The organism is Haloarchaeobius pelagicus (assembly GCF_051207375.1).
Lineage (GTDB): Archaea > Halobacteriota > Halobacteria > Halobacteriales > Natrialbaceae > Haloarchaeobius.
The window spans coordinates 551,497-566,754 of the sequence record NZ_JBPJZD010000003.1 but is presented as its reverse complement, the minus strand read 5'-3'; the positions used below and the strand labels follow the sequence as shown (position 1 = coordinate 566,754).

Annotated in this window: 15 protein-coding genes; 4 read left to right on the top strand and 11 right to left on the bottom strand. The window is 64.3% G+C overall.

The features are described 5' to 3' along the window. Positions 1-419: 419 nt before the first annotated feature. From ACSC1S_RS20645 to ACSC1S_RS20605, 9 genes are all read right to left on the bottom strand, one after another. Entirely contained in the window at positions 420-1,043 is a 624-nt protein-coding gene (locus ACSC1S_RS20645; RefSeq protein ID WP_435365967.1) for a hypothetical protein, read from the bottom strand. A gap of 317 nt (positions 1,044-1,360) precedes the next feature. Beyond that, positions 1,361-1,756: a hypothetical protein gene (locus ACSC1S_RS20640; RefSeq protein WP_435320493.1), complete on the bottom strand. Its 396-nt coding sequence runs from the start codon at positions 1,754-1,756 to the stop codon at positions 1,361-1,363. A 228-nt stretch (positions 1,757-1,984) separates the two neighbouring features. Next, positions 1,985-2,425 (bottom strand): hypothetical protein, encoded by a 441-nt coding sequence (locus ACSC1S_RS20635; RefSeq protein WP_435320492.1) that lies wholly within the window; start codon positions 2,423-2,425, stop codon positions 1,985-1,987. Positions 2,426-2,712: 287 nt separating this feature from the next. Continuing rightward, positions 2,713-3,372 carry a hypothetical protein gene (locus ACSC1S_RS20630; RefSeq protein ID WP_435365966.1) on the bottom strand — a complete coding sequence of 220 codons (660 nt, stop codon included), beginning with the start codon at positions 3,370-3,372 and terminating at the stop codon, positions 2,713-2,715. A gap of 319 nt (positions 3,373-3,691) precedes the next feature. Then, positions 3,692-4,198, bottom strand: coding sequence for a hypothetical protein (locus ACSC1S_RS20625; RefSeq protein WP_435365965.1), 507 nt, complete (start codon positions 4,196-4,198; stop codon positions 3,692-3,694). 428 nt (positions 4,199-4,626) lie between these two features. Beyond that, on the bottom strand, positions 4,627-5,148 hold the full coding sequence (locus ACSC1S_RS20620) for a hypothetical protein (protein ID WP_435365964.1): 522 nt from the start codon (positions 5,146-5,148) through the stop codon (positions 4,627-4,629). Positions 5,149-5,448: 300 nt separating this feature from the next. Then, positions 5,449-5,787 carry a hypothetical protein gene (locus ACSC1S_RS20615; RefSeq protein WP_435365963.1) on the bottom strand — a complete coding sequence of 113 codons (339 nt, stop codon included), beginning with the start codon at positions 5,785-5,787 and terminating at the stop codon, positions 5,449-5,451. Positions 5,788-6,107: 320 nt separating this feature from the next. Continuing rightward, positions 6,108-6,476, bottom strand: a complete 369-nt coding sequence (locus ACSC1S_RS20610; RefSeq protein WP_435320487.1) for a hypothetical protein — start codon at positions 6,474-6,476, stop codon at positions 6,108-6,110. A gap of 287 nt (positions 6,477-6,763) precedes the next feature. Next, positions 6,764-7,111: a hypothetical protein gene (locus tag ACSC1S_RS20605; protein WP_435365962.1), complete on the bottom strand. Its 348-nt coding sequence runs from the start codon at positions 7,109-7,111 to the stop codon at positions 6,764-6,766. A gap of 370 nt (positions 7,112-7,481) precedes the next feature. Here ACSC1S_RS20605 and ACSC1S_RS20600 point away from each other — a divergent pair, with 370 nt between their 5' ends. Continuing rightward, a complete protein-coding gene (locus ACSC1S_RS20600) occupies positions 7,482-8,111 on the top strand; it encodes an HdeD family acid-resistance protein (RefSeq protein ID WP_435365961.1) in 630 nt (209 codons plus the stop codon). Between the two features lie 70 nt (positions 8,112-8,181). On the opposite strand, the gene lonB is transcribed toward ACSC1S_RS20600, so the two are convergent. Beyond that, positions 8,182-10,209, bottom strand: coding sequence for an ATP-dependent protease LonB (gene lonB, locus ACSC1S_RS20595; protein ID WP_435365960.1), 2,028 nt, complete (start codon positions 10,207-10,209; stop codon positions 8,182-8,184). 139 nt (positions 10,210-10,348) lie between these two features. Between lonB and ACSC1S_RS20590 the strand changes: the two genes are divergently transcribed. Together ACSC1S_RS20590 and tatA are read left to right on the top strand one after the other, a co-directional pair. After that, positions 10,349-12,271: an Hvo_1808 family surface protein gene (locus ACSC1S_RS20590; RefSeq protein WP_435365959.1), complete on the top strand. Its 1,923-nt coding sequence runs from the start codon at positions 10,349-10,351 to the stop codon at positions 12,269-12,271. A 132-nt stretch (positions 12,272-12,403) separates the two neighbouring features. Further along, positions 12,404-12,772 carry a twin-arginine translocase TatA/TatE family subunit gene (tatA, locus tag ACSC1S_RS20585; protein WP_435365958.1) on the top strand — a complete coding sequence of 123 codons (369 nt, stop codon included), beginning with the start codon at positions 12,404-12,406 and terminating at the stop codon, positions 12,770-12,772. A 195-nt stretch (positions 12,773-12,967) separates the two neighbouring features. Here tatA and ACSC1S_RS20580 read toward each other — a convergent pair whose 3' ends face one another. Further along, positions 12,968-14,566, bottom strand: a complete 1,599-nt coding sequence (locus ACSC1S_RS20580) for a HEAT repeat domain-containing protein (RefSeq protein ID WP_435365957.1) — start codon at positions 14,564-14,566, stop codon at positions 12,968-12,970. Positions 14,567-14,707: 141 nt separating this feature from the next. On the opposite strand from ACSC1S_RS20580, the gene msrA reads away from it, so the two are divergent. Then, complete coding sequence (msrA, locus tag ACSC1S_RS20575) at positions 14,708-15,244, top strand: peptide-methionine (S)-S-oxide reductase MsrA (RefSeq protein WP_435365956.1); 537 nt, start codon at positions 14,708-14,710, stop codon at positions 15,242-15,244. The last annotated feature ends 14 nt before the right edge of the window (positions 15,245-15,258 follow it).

Below are 15,258 nucleotides of genomic sequence, written 5' to 3'. Positions count from 1 at the left end.
GAATGGCAGGTTTGCGTCGGTGGTGACGGCGGTCGTCGGCCGGTGGTAGCGTCTCGCGCCCGCTCGACCGGTAACGGTCTATTCGCGGGCAACCAGACCAGGTGTGGCACGTATGGGCAGTCTCGAATCGGCTGTTCTCGGCGTTCGTGAGTCGGTGGTGCTGTCTATCGTGAGATTTCGTCCGTCTCAGTTACCCATAGGTGTGCCATGGTAATGAATAGCTCAGTTTCCGGATGGAAACGTCGACACCTGCCGCTCGTTTCGTCCGGGAAGTCCTCGCGCGAGAGACACTACCTCAGTGACCGACCCACCGAGTGCGGTCGCTCAAGAGCCGGACTCACAGAAAAATCGACGACCGGCATTGCTATGGTTCAGACAGCAAGGAGTACCCTGGGTCCGGTCGACCCAGTTAGCCGTTCTCAGTAGCAGGCACCGAAGTCCGCCTCGAGGTCGTCACCTTCGACCTCGAACTTGATCACGTCACAGCGACCGAAGGTCTCGAACTCCATGTCGCCGTAGGCGTAGTCGTACTCGAAGTCGATCTCGGCGCTCTCGAACTCGATGTCACCGGTGTAGTCGTCGCGCTCGTACTCGAACCCGCCGGCGAGGATGTCGCCGCGGACCTCGACCTCACCGTGGTCGAACTCGAACGAGCCGCCGTAGTACGGACCGTAGTTGCTGCCGTAGTACGGGGCCGGGGCGTTGTGGCTCGATGCGCCGATGTTCTGGCTCCCGGCAGGACCGTTGCCCGAACTGAAACTCCGGCTGGGGCCGCCGCGGTGGCCGTAACTGTTGCTGCGGCCGTAGCCGCGGTGGCCGTAGCTGTTGCTGCGGCTGTAGCCACGGCCACCGTAACTGTTGCTGCGGCTGTAGCCACCGCGGGTGTTGTAGTTCCGGCGGTTCCGCCGGAAGTTGCGGCTGCGGTAGCCGCCGTCGTCGGACGCGGCGACCGCCTGGGAACCCACCCCGATGGTGAGGAGGCCGGTGCCGATGGTCTTGAGCAGGGTACGTCGCGTGCTTTGCTTCGAGGAATGTTGTTTCATGGTGGTAGTTCCCTCTCAGCCAGTACCTAGGCAGTGTCCGGGAATATAATGTTAGCTAATAAACTGGTTACGCGGGTACCACGGAGTTGTCCGGAAGAATGGACTTACCAGCTGGAAGGTGCAAACGGAGATAACGTAACGACTGCATTATGAGCCGCGGGATGCGTACTTCCTGCCCGGTCAGGGAACGTGACGCGTGTCAGTGTGACGAGGCCGGTTCGCCGGTGCCCGGCTCTCCTGTTCCGGCCGCCTGCCCCAGCTCTCCGAGTCGTCGGGTGCTGCGCGAACAAAAACCGCTCGGGTCGATGTTGCCCCGCTCAGTACCAGTACGAGTAGTAGTACGGGTAGTAGTACCCTCTGTAGTACGGGTAGTAGTACGGGTAGTAGTACGGGTAGTACCCGCCGTAGATGCGGATGTCGATGTCGTCATCGCGGTACCGCCGGCGGTAGTACCGACGACCGTAGCGGCGGCGGCGGAAGCGGCGGCGGCCGTGGCGGCGGCGACCGCGACGGCGGCCACGACGGCGGCCGCGACGGCGACCACGACGGCGACCACGGCGACCACGGCGGCCACCGTCACCGCGCTGGTACTGCCCGTCATCGACGGGGCCACCAGGCGAGACGGCCGGAGCCTGCGGCTTGCCACCTTCGGCAGCGGAAACGGCCTGGCTGCCGACGCCGAGCGTCACCAGTCCGAGTCCCACGGTCTTCAACAACGTTCGTCGATACACTCCCTGATCACTTTCGGGATACATTTTCAACTCCCTCCAGGTAGAAATTGGCGTTATCACCGGATAATAACGCGGTAGTAACGGGGTTACGCGGCTACCACCAAGTTGCACGACGACACGAAGTTTCCATCCAGAAACGTAGTCCCGCGGACGGTTCGGTCGGCGCATCCCGCGTTCTTACCCCGAGAAACGGGAGTCGAGACGACCGGGTCAGTCGAAGTCCACCTCGACGTAGCCGCCGGGCCCGAAGTAAACGTACTCGTCGTCGTCCACGAAGACCGGGCCGTACCCGCCGTAGTAGCCCGAGTAGTACGGGTCGCCGTACACCGTGATTTCGACGTCGTCACCGTAGTAGCCGGGGTAATAGCCGGCCCACCCGTAACCGTGGCGGCGGTAGCGGCGGTAGCGACGGCGACCGTGCCGGTAGTACCGTCGGCCGTAGCGACGATAGCGACGACGACCATATCGGCGGTAGCGACGACGATGGGACGCCTGGGTCGGCAGCTCGCCGGACTGGACGGTCGGTTGGCTGGGCCCGGACCGGTCGGCCGCGGCGGCGATGCCGCTTCCGAGGCCGAGCGACACCAGCCCGATGCCGACGGTCTTGAGGACGGTTCGTCGGGACGTTCCCTCGATGAAATTTCGTTTCATGGGTGAAAGCCTCTCGAACAGAAGCTATGCGAGCCTCGAATATATCTCTGAAGTGATGATTCGGTTACCGGGACACCACCGAGTTGTCCGACCACACGTAATCTCTCACTGAAACGTCCTCACCACGGGGACGTAACCGCGCGGAGACCGACCGGTGTTCGCTGCAGCGACAGGCGAGAAAGAGGGCCGAGTCCGCGGTCAGACCCGGTAGTAGACGCCGTCGAACCCGACGTAGCCACAGTAGCCGTACTCGAGCTCGATGATGCCCTGGTCGTGATCGACACCCGTCACGCGGCACGGACGACCGTTGACGTACACCACGTCGAAGTAGTCGTCGTCCCAGTAAACGTCGTACCCGTACACCGGGATGAAGGTGTAGGTGAACCGCCGACGCGGGTAGTACCGCCGGTAGTAGAACCGGTGACCGTAGCGGGGCCTGCGGTGTCTGCGTCTCCGCCGCCGTCGGTCGTCGCCGTCACGGCGGCGTCGTCTGCGGCGCCGGCGATCGTCATCATCGTCGCGGCGTCTTCGTCTGCGGCGGCGGCGATCGTCATCGTCGTCGGGGCGTCGTCTGCGGCGTCTGCCGTCGTCATCGTCGTCACGGCGTCGTCTGCGGCGTCTACCGTCGTCATCGTCGTCGGGGCGTCGTCTGCGTCTTCTGCCGTCGTCATCGTCGTCGGGGCGTCGTCTGCGTCTTCTGCCGTCGTCATCGTCGTCGCGGCGACGTCGTCTGCGGCGTCTGCCATCGTCATCGTCGTCGGGGCGTCGTCTACGGCGTCGACTATCGCCATCGTCGTCACGGCGGCGTCTGCGCCGTTGCCCGTCGTCGCCACCCTGGCCACGGCGGCGATCGACGGGGTCGTCGCCGTCCTGGCGTCGGCGACCTCGGTCTCGCTCCTGTTGGTGCTGCAGCGCTCCCTGGGGTCCGGCAGCCGCGGCGGTACCACTGCCGAGGCTCAGCAGGCCGAACCCGACGGTCTTGATGAGTCGTCGTCGAAGTCGAGACGACGGTGAACGTAACGTCATGATCGAGTCTACGGGAGTACTTTGCCCTCGACGGGGATAATCACCAGTTGATAATCTCGTTACCAGAGTACCATCGGGTTACTAGAGACACTGGACTTTCCAGCGGATACTACCGGCAGGTAATCACGTCGTGGTGTGCTCCCTGGCACGCGCGTCTGCTCCGTGGGTGAGAGGGACTCGAAAAATACGTGGAGACGACGGCTGGGCGATGCCAGCCGCTCGTTCGTTCAGGCGGCGATATTAGTAGAGAGCGGGCCGGGCGTACCGGCGGCGGCGGGAACGGAAGCGGCCACCGTAGAGACCGCGGCCGTAGGAGCCCCGGCGGTACAGGCCACCAGCGCACGGGTCAGCACAGGGGTCGACCGCACAGGGGTCGACGTCAGCGCAGGGGTCGGCGCACGGATCGACGTCCGCACACGGGTCAGCACAGGGATCGATGTCCGCACACGGGTCGGCGCACGGGTCGATGTCCGCACACGGGTCGGCACACGGGTCGACGCCACAGCCACCGACGCCACCGTAGTAGCCGAAGCGGCCGCGGTAGCCGTAGCCGCGGTGGCCGTAGCCACCGTAGTAGCCACGGTATCCGCGCCGGCCCCAGTACGGCCGGAGAATCTCCGAGCCTTCACTGTTGCCACCCTGGGCCGCCGAAACGGCCTGGCTACCGACGCCGACGGCAACGATGCCGACACCGACGGTCTTCAGGAGCTTGCGGCGGAACATTCCGTGAGAATCTTGGTTGGTCATTGTTGTTCGAACCTCACACTGACAAATGTGCTATTGAGATATATTACTGAGCTGACATTCTGGTTACCCGGACACTACGAAGTTGTCTAACGTAGCGATACTACCAGTCGAAATGACCATCGCGGAATCACTTCCTCGACCGGGAACTTCGGTCGCGTGACGTCGGAACCGAGTCGGAATGTCCCGCCGGGTACGCAACTGCGGAACGAACTGTCCGTTCTGGTGCGAGTTGGTCGCGAAGGATGTGGGTGAGCCTCTCGACATGCTTCGAGAGATCGACGCTCTCACCAGGATGAGCGGATCCGACTACCGTCCAACGAGTTCTGTGGTTGCAGTCGCTCGGTGGCGGTCAAGTTCAGACGAGCGAAAAATAATCACCCTCGACTAGAGTCGTTCTAGTCGATATTTCGACAGCTTACACGACGATTTCAGTAGAGAGCGGGCCGGGCGTACCGGCGGCGGCGGGAACGGAAGCGGCCACCGTAGAGACCGCGGCCGTAGGAGCCCCGGCGGTACTGGCCACCAGCGCACGGGTCAGCGCACGGGTCGACGTCGGCGCAGGGGTCAACTGCGCACGGGTCGGGTGCAGCACACGGGTCGACGTCGGCGCAGGGATCTGCGCACGGGTCGATGTCCGCACACGGGTCAGCACACGGGTCGACGCCACAGGGGTCGACACCGTAGTAGCCGATGCGCCCGCGGTAGCCGTAGCGGCGGCCACGGAACCGGCGACCGTAGAACCGGCGGCCACGGAACCGGCGACCGTAGTAGCCGCGGCGGCGGAACCGGAAGCGGCCACCGTAGTAGCCGCGACGGCCGTACCACTGTTCCTCACCGAGGCCACCCTTGACACTCGGCGATGCGCCCTGGTTCGCAGAAACAGCCTGGCTCCCCACACCGACAGCAACGAGGCCGACACCGACGGTCTTCAGCAGCTTTCGTCGATACATTCCTCGAGTGTTATCTTGAGTCATTTTGGAGTTCAACCCCCGCACTTCGATAAGAGTTAATAAAATATAGCTCCGAGGTAATAATTCTGTTACTTCGGTACTACGAAGTTGCACAATGTAACGGAATTACCAGCGAAAACGACCAGCAGGGAATCACGTCCCGGTATCGAACTCCCTGTCGGTAGTCGCCTCCTGGTGAGGGCCTTCCCAACCGGGGACGACTGGGCATCGCTCACGGGGACAGTTCCGGAAAAATCGGCGACGTCCGACGGCTGGACAGCAGCACATCGGTGGTCGTGGTTAGTACAGGCGGACTTTCACGCGGCCACCGCGGCGGCTGTACCGGAAGTACGACGGGCCGTAGCCGTAGCCACCGTAGTAGCCACCGTAGTAGCCACCGTAGTACGGGCGGTAGTAGCCGCGGTAGCCGTAGCCGTACGGGCGGTAGTAGCCGCGGTAGCCATAGCCGCCGTAGTAGCGACCGTAGTACCCACGGTGATACGGCTGGGCGGTGCCGGGAGCGCCGGTGTCGACGCTGGGCTCGACGGGCCGTCCCTGGTTCGCGGAGACAGCCTGGCTGCCGACCGCGACGGCGGCGAGGCCGATGCCGACGGTCTTCAACAGCGTGCGGCGTCCCATACTCCGAGTATCGTTATGAGTCATGAATTCTCAACCCCTCGGCGCAGCTATAGGGGTTGTTAAAACATAATTACACGGTAATAATCTGGTTACGGGCGAACCACGAAGTTACACGACGACACGGAACTACCAGTCGAAACGAGCACGCCGTAGTCACGTTTCGCTCCCGGTATCACTGCCGGGTAACCACGACACAGAGTCTCGGAGCTGGGCAGTGCTTTCTGGGACTTTGGCCGACGAGCTGCGAACGCTCTCTGGAGACGGGAAAATAAACAGGATGGGACGACGACGGCTGGACAGCGAGCCGTCTTGATGTTCGACTAGTAGTACCGGAACCGGAACCCACGGCCGCGGAACCGGAGGTACGGGCGGCCGTAGAAGCCGCGACCGTAGAACCGGCGTCCGTAGTAGCCACGGCCGTAGAACCGGCGTCCGTAGTAGCCGCGGTAGCCGTAGCCACGCCAGAACGCGTGTCCGGCACACTCGTCACAGTACGGGTTGTAGTACCCACCAGTACGCCAGTAGGCACCCCACGGGCCGCCCCAGTACGCACCGAACTGCTCCTCGGTGGGCTTCTGTCCGGGTGCGACAGCAGGGGTCTGGCCCTGCTTGGCCGAGGCAGCCTGACTGCCGACGGCGACGGCTGCGAGGCCGACACCGACGGTCTTCAGGAGCTTGCGACGATACATTCCTCGAGAGTCGTTGTGAGTCATTTTCCCAATTCCCCCGCAAACAGTAGGCGATTCCGAAGTATAATTTCGCGGTAGTGATGCCGTTACGTCAGTACCACGGAGTTGTCCGACGAAACGTAATCACGGCCCGAAATGACCAGACCGATACGAGGTTTCCCCGACGAAAGGAGCGGCTCCAACAGGTCTGTCACGAGCTGTGCGAAGACGGCCGATCTCCGGCCGCCCGGAACTCCAAAAAACGGTCGGGCCACCTGGAGTGGCCCGGTCCTCGACGAACGGTTCGACTAGTAGTACCGGAAGCGGAAGCCGCGCCCACGGAACCGGATGTACGGCCCGTAGCCGTAGCCACGGTAGCCGTAGTAGCCGCGGTAGTACGGGCGGTAGTACGGACGGTAGTACGGGCGGTAGTACCGGCGGTAGTACGGACGGTAGTAGCCGTACGGGCGGTAGTAGCGGCCGTAGTAGCCACCGTGGAACGGCTGTTCGGTGGGCTCGGCTCCGGCTTCGATGCTGGGCTCTTGGCCCTCTTTCGCGGAGGCGGCTTGGCTGCCGACCGCGACGGCGGCGAGGCCGAGGCCGACGGTCTTCAGCACTTTACGACGATACACCCCTCGAGAGACGTTGTGAGTCATAGTTTTTCAACCCCCTCGGCGAGCAGTAAGCCATCCCGAAATATAGCGCCGAGGTAGTAACGTCGTTACACCCGTACCACGGAGTTGCCTGCAGATACGTAAGTACCAGCCGAACTGACCGAGTAGTAGTATCGTTTCGTCGAAGAAACGAACGATTCCAGAGCTACGATTACAGATTCAGTCGCGCTGGATACTGCAGAACCGGCCGGTTCTGGGCACCGTCGAACTCGGTCGCAGACACGACCCACCGCCGCGATGTTGAGGTGTCGATGCGCTCTCAGGTCACCGGGAGATGGGGCGTGCACTCCCCATACTCGTGGAACATTATTCTTCCCATGGACGCTCCTACGTCCGACACAGAGGGAGTACAATGAGTGAAGAGACACACGAGTTCGGTGACATCGAAGAACAGATCGAAGCGGGACCGCAGATGACGACGCTTTCGGGCGACTGGCGACCGCTGCTGTTCGCGGGTATCGCCCTCGCCATCGGGGGCGTCCTGGCCATCATCTTCCCGTTCGTCACGGGTATCTCGATATCGGTGCTGCTCGGTGCGATACTGGTGCTCGGCGGCCTGGTCAACGTCGGCCACGGGATATCACAGATGAACTGGAAGGGGTTCGTCAGCCAGAGCCTCCTCGGCGTGCTCTACGCGGTCGCCGGGATATTCCTGATGGCGAATCCGGTCATCGGACTCGCGTCGCTGACGCTGCTACTGGTCGGGTTCTTCATGCTCGACGGCATCATCGAGATATTCCTCGGCCTGAAGCTCCGCGAGGAGCCGAACTGGGGATGGCTCGTCGCCAGTGGCGTCCTCTCGCTGGTGCTCGCGTCGTTCGTCCTGGCCGAGTTCCCGAGCAGTGCAGTGTGGGCCATCGGGCTCCTGTTCGGTATGAACCTGCTCTCGACGGGTCTCTCGTTCGCCCTGTTCGCTATCGGTGCACGCAAGACGACCGAACAGGAGACGACCCCGCCGGTCAGCAAGCCGAGGCAGGCGTAGACCTCGCGGTCACAGCGGTTCGGATTTTTCGAAGAAAGTGGTCACCAGTACCGACGTCAGACCACGCCGGTCACTGCGAACCGGAGTCGGGCTCGCTCTCGACGCGGGCCTCGCCCGCGCCGGAGCCGAACGTGAACTCACCGAGCGTGTCGCTCGCGGCGCGCGAGAGTCGGTCGAGCATCGAATGCTTCGTCGTCCCGGTGACCATGGCGGCATCCAGGACCTCGCCGATGTGTCTGACGGGGATGATCTCGACCTGCTCGCGAATCTCGGGCTCGACGAGCACGTCACGCTCGTTGGCGAACGGGATGATGACCCGCTTGCTGCCGGCTTTGACGGCGGCTTCGACCTTGTGGGTGACGCCACCGACCGGGAGCACGTCGCCCCGGACCGACAGCGAGCCGGTCATGGCGACGCTCTGGTCGACCGGCACACCGGTCAATGCGGACAGGATGGCGGTCGCGACCGTGACGGAGGCCGAGTCGCCCTCCACGCCGTCGTACGCCTGGACGAACTGGATGTGGATGTCCTTCTGGTCGAGGCTCTCGTCGGAGTACTTCTTGACGACCGCGGAGACGTTCTGGACCGATTCGGTCGCTATCTCCTGGAGCTTGCCGGTCGCGATGACCTCGCCCGTCCCCTGTGACGGTGCGACCTCGGCCATGACGGGCATCACGATACCGCTATCCTCGCCCATGACGGCGAGCCCGTTGACCCGACCGACGACCGCGCCCTCGTTGACCGTGAGGTCGTACTCGCGGCGGCGGTCGATGTAGTCGTCTGCGATCTGTTGCTCGATGGAGCGCGCCCGGCGCTTGGCCTGGATGACGTGCTCACGGGTCGTGAACAGGGTTCCCTCGTCTCGCGCGATGTCACCGGCGACACGGACGAGCCCGCCGAGGTCACGGAACCGCAGGGTCAGGTGGTCCTGCCGGCCGGCACGTCGCTGTGCCTCGCGGACGATCTCCGCGATGGCGCCCCGGGTGAAGTGGGGAAGACGCCCGTCGTTCGCCACTTCCTGGGCCACGAACCGAACGAACTTGCGCCGGATCTCCGGCGAGTCGTCGATGGTGTCGTCCATGTAGACCTCGTACCCGTAGCCCTTGATACGGCTGCGGAGTGCGGGGTGCATGTTCTCCATCGCGTCGAGGTTCCCTGCAGCGATCATGACGAACTCGCACGGGACCGCCTCGGTGTGGACCATCGCCCCAGACGAGGTGTCTGACTGGGCGGTGATGGAGTACTCGCGCTCCTGGAGCGCCGTCAGTAGCTTCTGCTGCGTGCGGACCTCGAGCGTGTTGATCTCGTCGATGAACAACACACCCTTGTCGGCCTTGTGGATCGCGCCGGGTTCGACGCGGTCGTGGCTCGGCGTCTCCATCCCACCGGACTGGTACGGGTCGTGGCGCACGTCGCCGAGGAGTGCCCCCGCGTGGGCACCGCTCGCGTCCTGGAACGGCGCACTTGTGCGCTCACTGTTGTCGACCAGTATCTTCGGGACCATCCGGTTCCGGTTCCGGGCACCGCTCCGGAAGATGTAGTAGATGACTGCGATGGCGAGGATGCCAAGCAGCAGTTGCTGGACGATGATGGTGTAGATGAACACGAGCAGTATCGTCGTCCACATCGCGAACCAGCGGAGCTGGAGCCCCTTCCGGGCGCGCTGGCGGTGCTCCCTGATGACGAGCTCGCCGCCACCGGCCGGGACGATCTCGACCTTCGGGCGGTTCCCGTCGTCCTCGTTGTGCATGACGAGCACGTCGGAGAGTTCACTACTCGGGAGCAGTTCGGCCATCGCCTTTGCGAGCATCGACTTCCCGGTCCCCGGGGAGCCGATCATCATCACGTGGCGGCGCTGTGTCGCGGCCTTCTCGATGATATCGCGGGCCCGGTCCTGCCCGATGACCTGGTCGATGAGCATGCGCGGGACCTCCACGTCGGCGGTGCTCTCGATCTCGAGGCCGCCGAGAAGCTCGGCTGTGGCCTCGTCGGCGTCGTCGTCCGGCGCTGGCGCTGGCGGGAACGGCCCGTATTCCCTGCTCGTGGGCGGGGTGTCGGTACTTGCAGCTAACTCAGAGGTGTCCTTCTCGATTTCCATGGTCTGATCGGTACATCACTCGTGTGTGATATAGACGCACAGGCTTCATATCCTTTCTACTTACCTGATGGTTCTCTGTCGTTACCCCGTTACGACGCGGCGTGAAAGCCTTATCAGACAAAATACCGTTTTTATACGCATGAAGGGGGTCCCAGCAGTGCTTCTCGCACTCCTCGTGTTACTCTCGGGTACCGTTGTCTTCGTCTCGTTCGACGACGCGCCCGTGAGCGCCGTACCAGACGACGATTATCCACCGGTCGTCGATGACCCCGCACCCACACCGGACGTGACACCACCTGCGGGCGAGGGGAGCGACGGTGGGGAGAGCCCCGACGTGGACGGCCCGGCGACCGGGACTGACACCCCCGCGCCCGATGTCGACACGCCCGACGAACCGGCCGTTGGCGACCCGGACAGTCCCGACACACCTGTCACCGACGGCGGCTCCGGTGCGGGTGAGCCCGACGTCTCCGACCCTGAGGCTGGCGGCAGCGACGGCGGCGACCCGGCCGTTGACCCATCCCCTGACGGGACACCCGACACGCCCGACACCGACGGGCCGTCCGGCGGGGGCGACGCCCCAGGCACCGACGGCGGCTCGGATGCCCCTGCAAACGACGGTGGCTCGGACGCCGGCCAGCAAGGCGGTGACAGTTCGGCGGGTGGCGACCCCGACGTCATCCCCGGTGACACCGGCGGCACGACCGATGGCGGCGTCCCCATCGAGGACGGCGGTGAGGGCACGCCAATCGGCAGTGAGGACGACGGCATCATCGGCTACGAGGCCGGCTACTGGTACAACCAGACCGTCCTCATCGACCAGAGCGACGGCGTCTCCGACGCCGAACTCGACGCCCTGGTCGCGGTGACGATGGCTCGCGTGGAGTACATCCGCGGGCTGGAGTACCTCGAACCGGTCGACGTGAAGATCATCTCCCGCGCGGAGTACCGTGAACAGCTCGCAGAGGGCTCCAACGAGACCGAGGACCACTCCCTGTGGAACAACCAGGTCTGGGAGGCGCTGTTCATCGTCGGCGAGGACGAGAACATCTCCGACGAGTTCAACAAGCTGTTCGGCTCGAACGTGCTCGGCTACTACGCACCGAAGACCGACGAGATGATAATCGTCTCGACGGACCCCGACCAGCCGACGGTCGACCCGAACGTGCTCGTCCACGAGATGGTCCACGCCCTGCAGGACCAGCACTTCGACCTGACCTCCTCGCTGAAGGACGTCCAGGACGAACAGCTCGCCCGCAACGGCGTGGTCGAGGGTGAGGCCAACTACATCACGGCGCTGTACAAGCAGCACTGTGGCACCACCTGGACCTGCACCCAGAGCCCGCCGAACACCGGCGCGGACACCAGCGGCGAGTCCCCGGCGACCGGGCTGCTCATCGCCATCTTCCAGCCCTACTCCGACGGTCCCGTCTGGATGGACTACATGGTCCAGCAGAAGGGCTGGCAGGCCGTGACGTACTCGTTCGAGAACATGCCGACGACCACCGAGGCGGTCATCCACCCGGCCAACACGGACCGCCCGACCCGCGTCGAGGTTACCGACGCGACCACGGGCGGCTGGGCCCGGTTCGAATCCGGTGACGAGGGTGCGGACGTCCTCGGCGAGGCGTCCATCTACGCGATGTTCTACCACCTCGCGAAGGAGGAGAACTCCCGCGTCATCAGTGCCTACGACATCACCAACGTCGAGTCCAGCTACGACACCTACAACTACGTGAGCAAGCCCTCTGCTGGCTGGGCCGGCGACCGCATCGTCCCGTACCACAACGAGGGCGAGTACGGGTACGTCTGGGCCACCGAGTGGGACACCACCACCGACGCACGGGAGTTCTACGAGGCGTACACCGACGTCCTCGAGGAGTTCCGTGCCGACCGTGTGGGCCAGAACACGTGGGTCATCGAGCGCGGCCCGTTCGCCGACGCCTTCCACGTCACCCTCGACGGCACCCGCGTCACCATCGTGAACGCCCCGACCGTCGACCAGCTGTCGGAGATTCGGACCGACGTCGTGGTCCAGCCCTACTCGCGTGTCTGGCGCTAAGTCACCGCGGCGGACCCCGTGACGCCTCGGTCTTGAACCCGACCCGTTCGACCGTGTAAGCGCCTGACCCGCGAGTTATCGGATTTCCTCGGTAGAAGGGTTATCTTCGAGCATCGCTTCTCTGAGTATAGAATGGTGACGATACCGCTGTTCATCGGAGGCATCGGCGGCCCCGAACTCATCGTCGTGCTTCTGCTCGTCGTTCTCCTCTTCGGCGCGGACAAACTGCCGAAGCTGGCACGAGCGAGCGGTGAAGCGATGGGCGAGTACCAGAAGGGCCGAGAGAAACTGGAAGCTGAGATCACCGGCGTGAAAGAGGAGACTCGACGCGCCGTCGTCGGCGACGAGATGGACGACGACATGTCGGTCGACGCTGCCCCGGCCGACGAGCCGGCAGCGATGGACGACGATGTGGCGGAACCCGTCGAGGATGCGCCACCCGAAACCGACGCTGCCGAGTCGGGCGAGCGCGAGGTCGAAACCGAGCGCAATTCGGACTGATCTCGTCGGCTGCGGACCGATTCTGTTGACGCTCCCGACGCACCCGGAGAATCGGTTTTAATTAACAAACGTGGGTACAATTCTTTATTGGGGTTGCTGAATACGAGTGTCTGAAGCGATATGTGCTGTTCTGGCACCACGGCTACTCGCTATTAGTTAATAAAAATACCGTCGCCCGATTCGCCGCTCTCACCGTCAATCCGCCCGCCGGCCGTGGACCTGTTCCACGGCGGACTTTGCAGCGTCCCTGACCTCCGGTTCGGTGTCGGTCTGGCACTCGTAGAGGTCGTCGAGGGCGGTCTGGACGCCGAGGTTTCCGAGCGCGATACACGCGTTCGCCCTGACCTGTGGGTTGTCGGCCGAGAGCAGGTCGAGGACGGCTTCGACCGGCAGGTCGCCGACCGAGACCTGCGTGCTCGCGTCGGTCAGCGCGACGAGAGCACTACTCGCCAGGCGAACGTCGTGGGGGTCGCCCCCGTCGGCGAGCATGTCGAGGACGGCCTCGACGGCGGTCTCGGGTGGATTTCCGAGCAGGCCGAGGGCGATGCCGGCGTTCCCCCTGACGGCGACGTAGTCATCGTCCAGGGCCTGCACCAGCAGGTGGCGGTACCGCTCGACTGCGGCTGGCTGGTCCTCTGCGATGACCGCGACCGCCCAGGCCGCGTTCCGGCTCACCCGGTCGACACCGCCGGTGAGCTGTTCGAACAGGGCGTCGAGGTAGTCCGCCACGACCACCGGGTAGGTCTCGGCGAGCACGCCGAGCAGGTAGGCGGCGTTGTGACTCACGCCCTCGGTTCGCGTCAACCCGTCGGCGAGCGGGTCGAGGTGGTCTACCAGTTCCTCAGGTTGTGTCCAGCCGATGGTCGCCAGTCCCAGGTAGAGGTTCGCGGCGACGCGTGTATCCTCATCGCCGGTGGCACGAACCAGCGTCTCGAGATGGTCGCTCAGGACACCCGGCCGGTAGTCGGCGACCGTCGTGAGGACGTTCGAGGCGCTCGTGCGGGTCTCTTCGTTCTCGTCGTCGAGCAGTGAGACGAACGCGGCGTGGTGGTCCAGCGAGACCTCCGGGTACGCCTTGACGATCTGCTGGACGACCGCGGCGACGTTCTGGCGGACCCGGCCGTCGCCGTCATCGAGACAGCGGACCAGTCGGGGGACGGCTGGCTGGATGCGTCCCGGGAACACCGTCGCGAGCGGGCCGAGCGCGGCGGTCGCCATGACGCGGACGTTCTGCCGGCGGTCGAAACACCGCTCGATGAGGTCCTCGGTCGCTCGGACGCAGACCTCCGGGTGCTCCGAGGCGATTCCACGGAGCACCGCGACCGCACTCAGGCGAGTGGCCTGCTCCGGTCGGGTGAGGAGCCGGCGGAGCGGGTCGACCGCCTCGACGACCTCTCCGGGCGTCGTCCAGGCGATCGGCCACAGTGCGACGGCGGCGGCCTCGCTGGTCCCCCTGCGGTCCTCCTCGAGGAGTCGACAGAGGTCGGAGGCGACCGGCTGGACCAGCGACGGGTCTTCGTCGCTGACGATTGCGACCACGTTCACGGCCTCTCGAACCGTCTCCGAATCGGGGTCGTCCAGCGCGTCGAACACCACGTCGAGTACCGGTTCGACGGGGTCGATACTGGTCTCCGCGAGTTCGCACAGTCCTTCGACCGCGAGACGACGGACAGCAGGCTGGTCGTGTGCGGCGAGCGCGGCGAGGTCGTCCGCCAGCCCCATCGGGTCTGTCGGGTCGTCCATGGCCGCGTCCCGCAACCGTTCCGCCTGCCGGGAAGCGTCGTCTTGGCCCATTTCTATCAGTACACTCCGGGGGGTGACTTAGTTCTGCGCATTAGCATGATAGGTGTCAGCTAGCGCCCTCGTCCCGGCCGGTCCGGTTCCCGCCTTTCCGGTGCCTGTGTGTCTTTAGGCTTCGAGTCCCTACTTCATCCCATGACGACGAACAGTGCCACATTCGGCGGTGGCTGCTTCTGGTGTATCGAGGCCGCGTTCGAGGAACTCGACGGCATCGAATCCGTCACCTCCGGCTACGCCGGCGGGCACGTCGAGGACCCGACCTACGAACAGGTCTGCTCCGGGAACACCGGCCACGCCGAGGTCATCCAGGTCGAGTACGACACGAACGTACTCGGGTACGAGGACCTGCTCAAGGTCTTCTTCACCGTCCACGACCCGACCCAGCTCAACCGACAGGGGCCCGACGTGGGCAGCCAGTATCGCTCGGCCATCTTCACCCACGACGAGGACCAGCAGGAACTCGCCGAGGGCTTCATCGCCGAACTCGAAGCTGAAGGAGCCTACGACGACGACATCGTGACCGAGGTCGAGCCCCTGGAGACGTTCTACGAGGCCGAGGACTATCACCAGGACTACTACGAGAAGAACCCGAACGACACCTACTGCACCTTCCACGCGCAGCCCAAGATCGAGAAGGTTCGCGAGAAGTTCGCGACCAGAGCGAACCGCTAGGTCGGTTCGCCCAC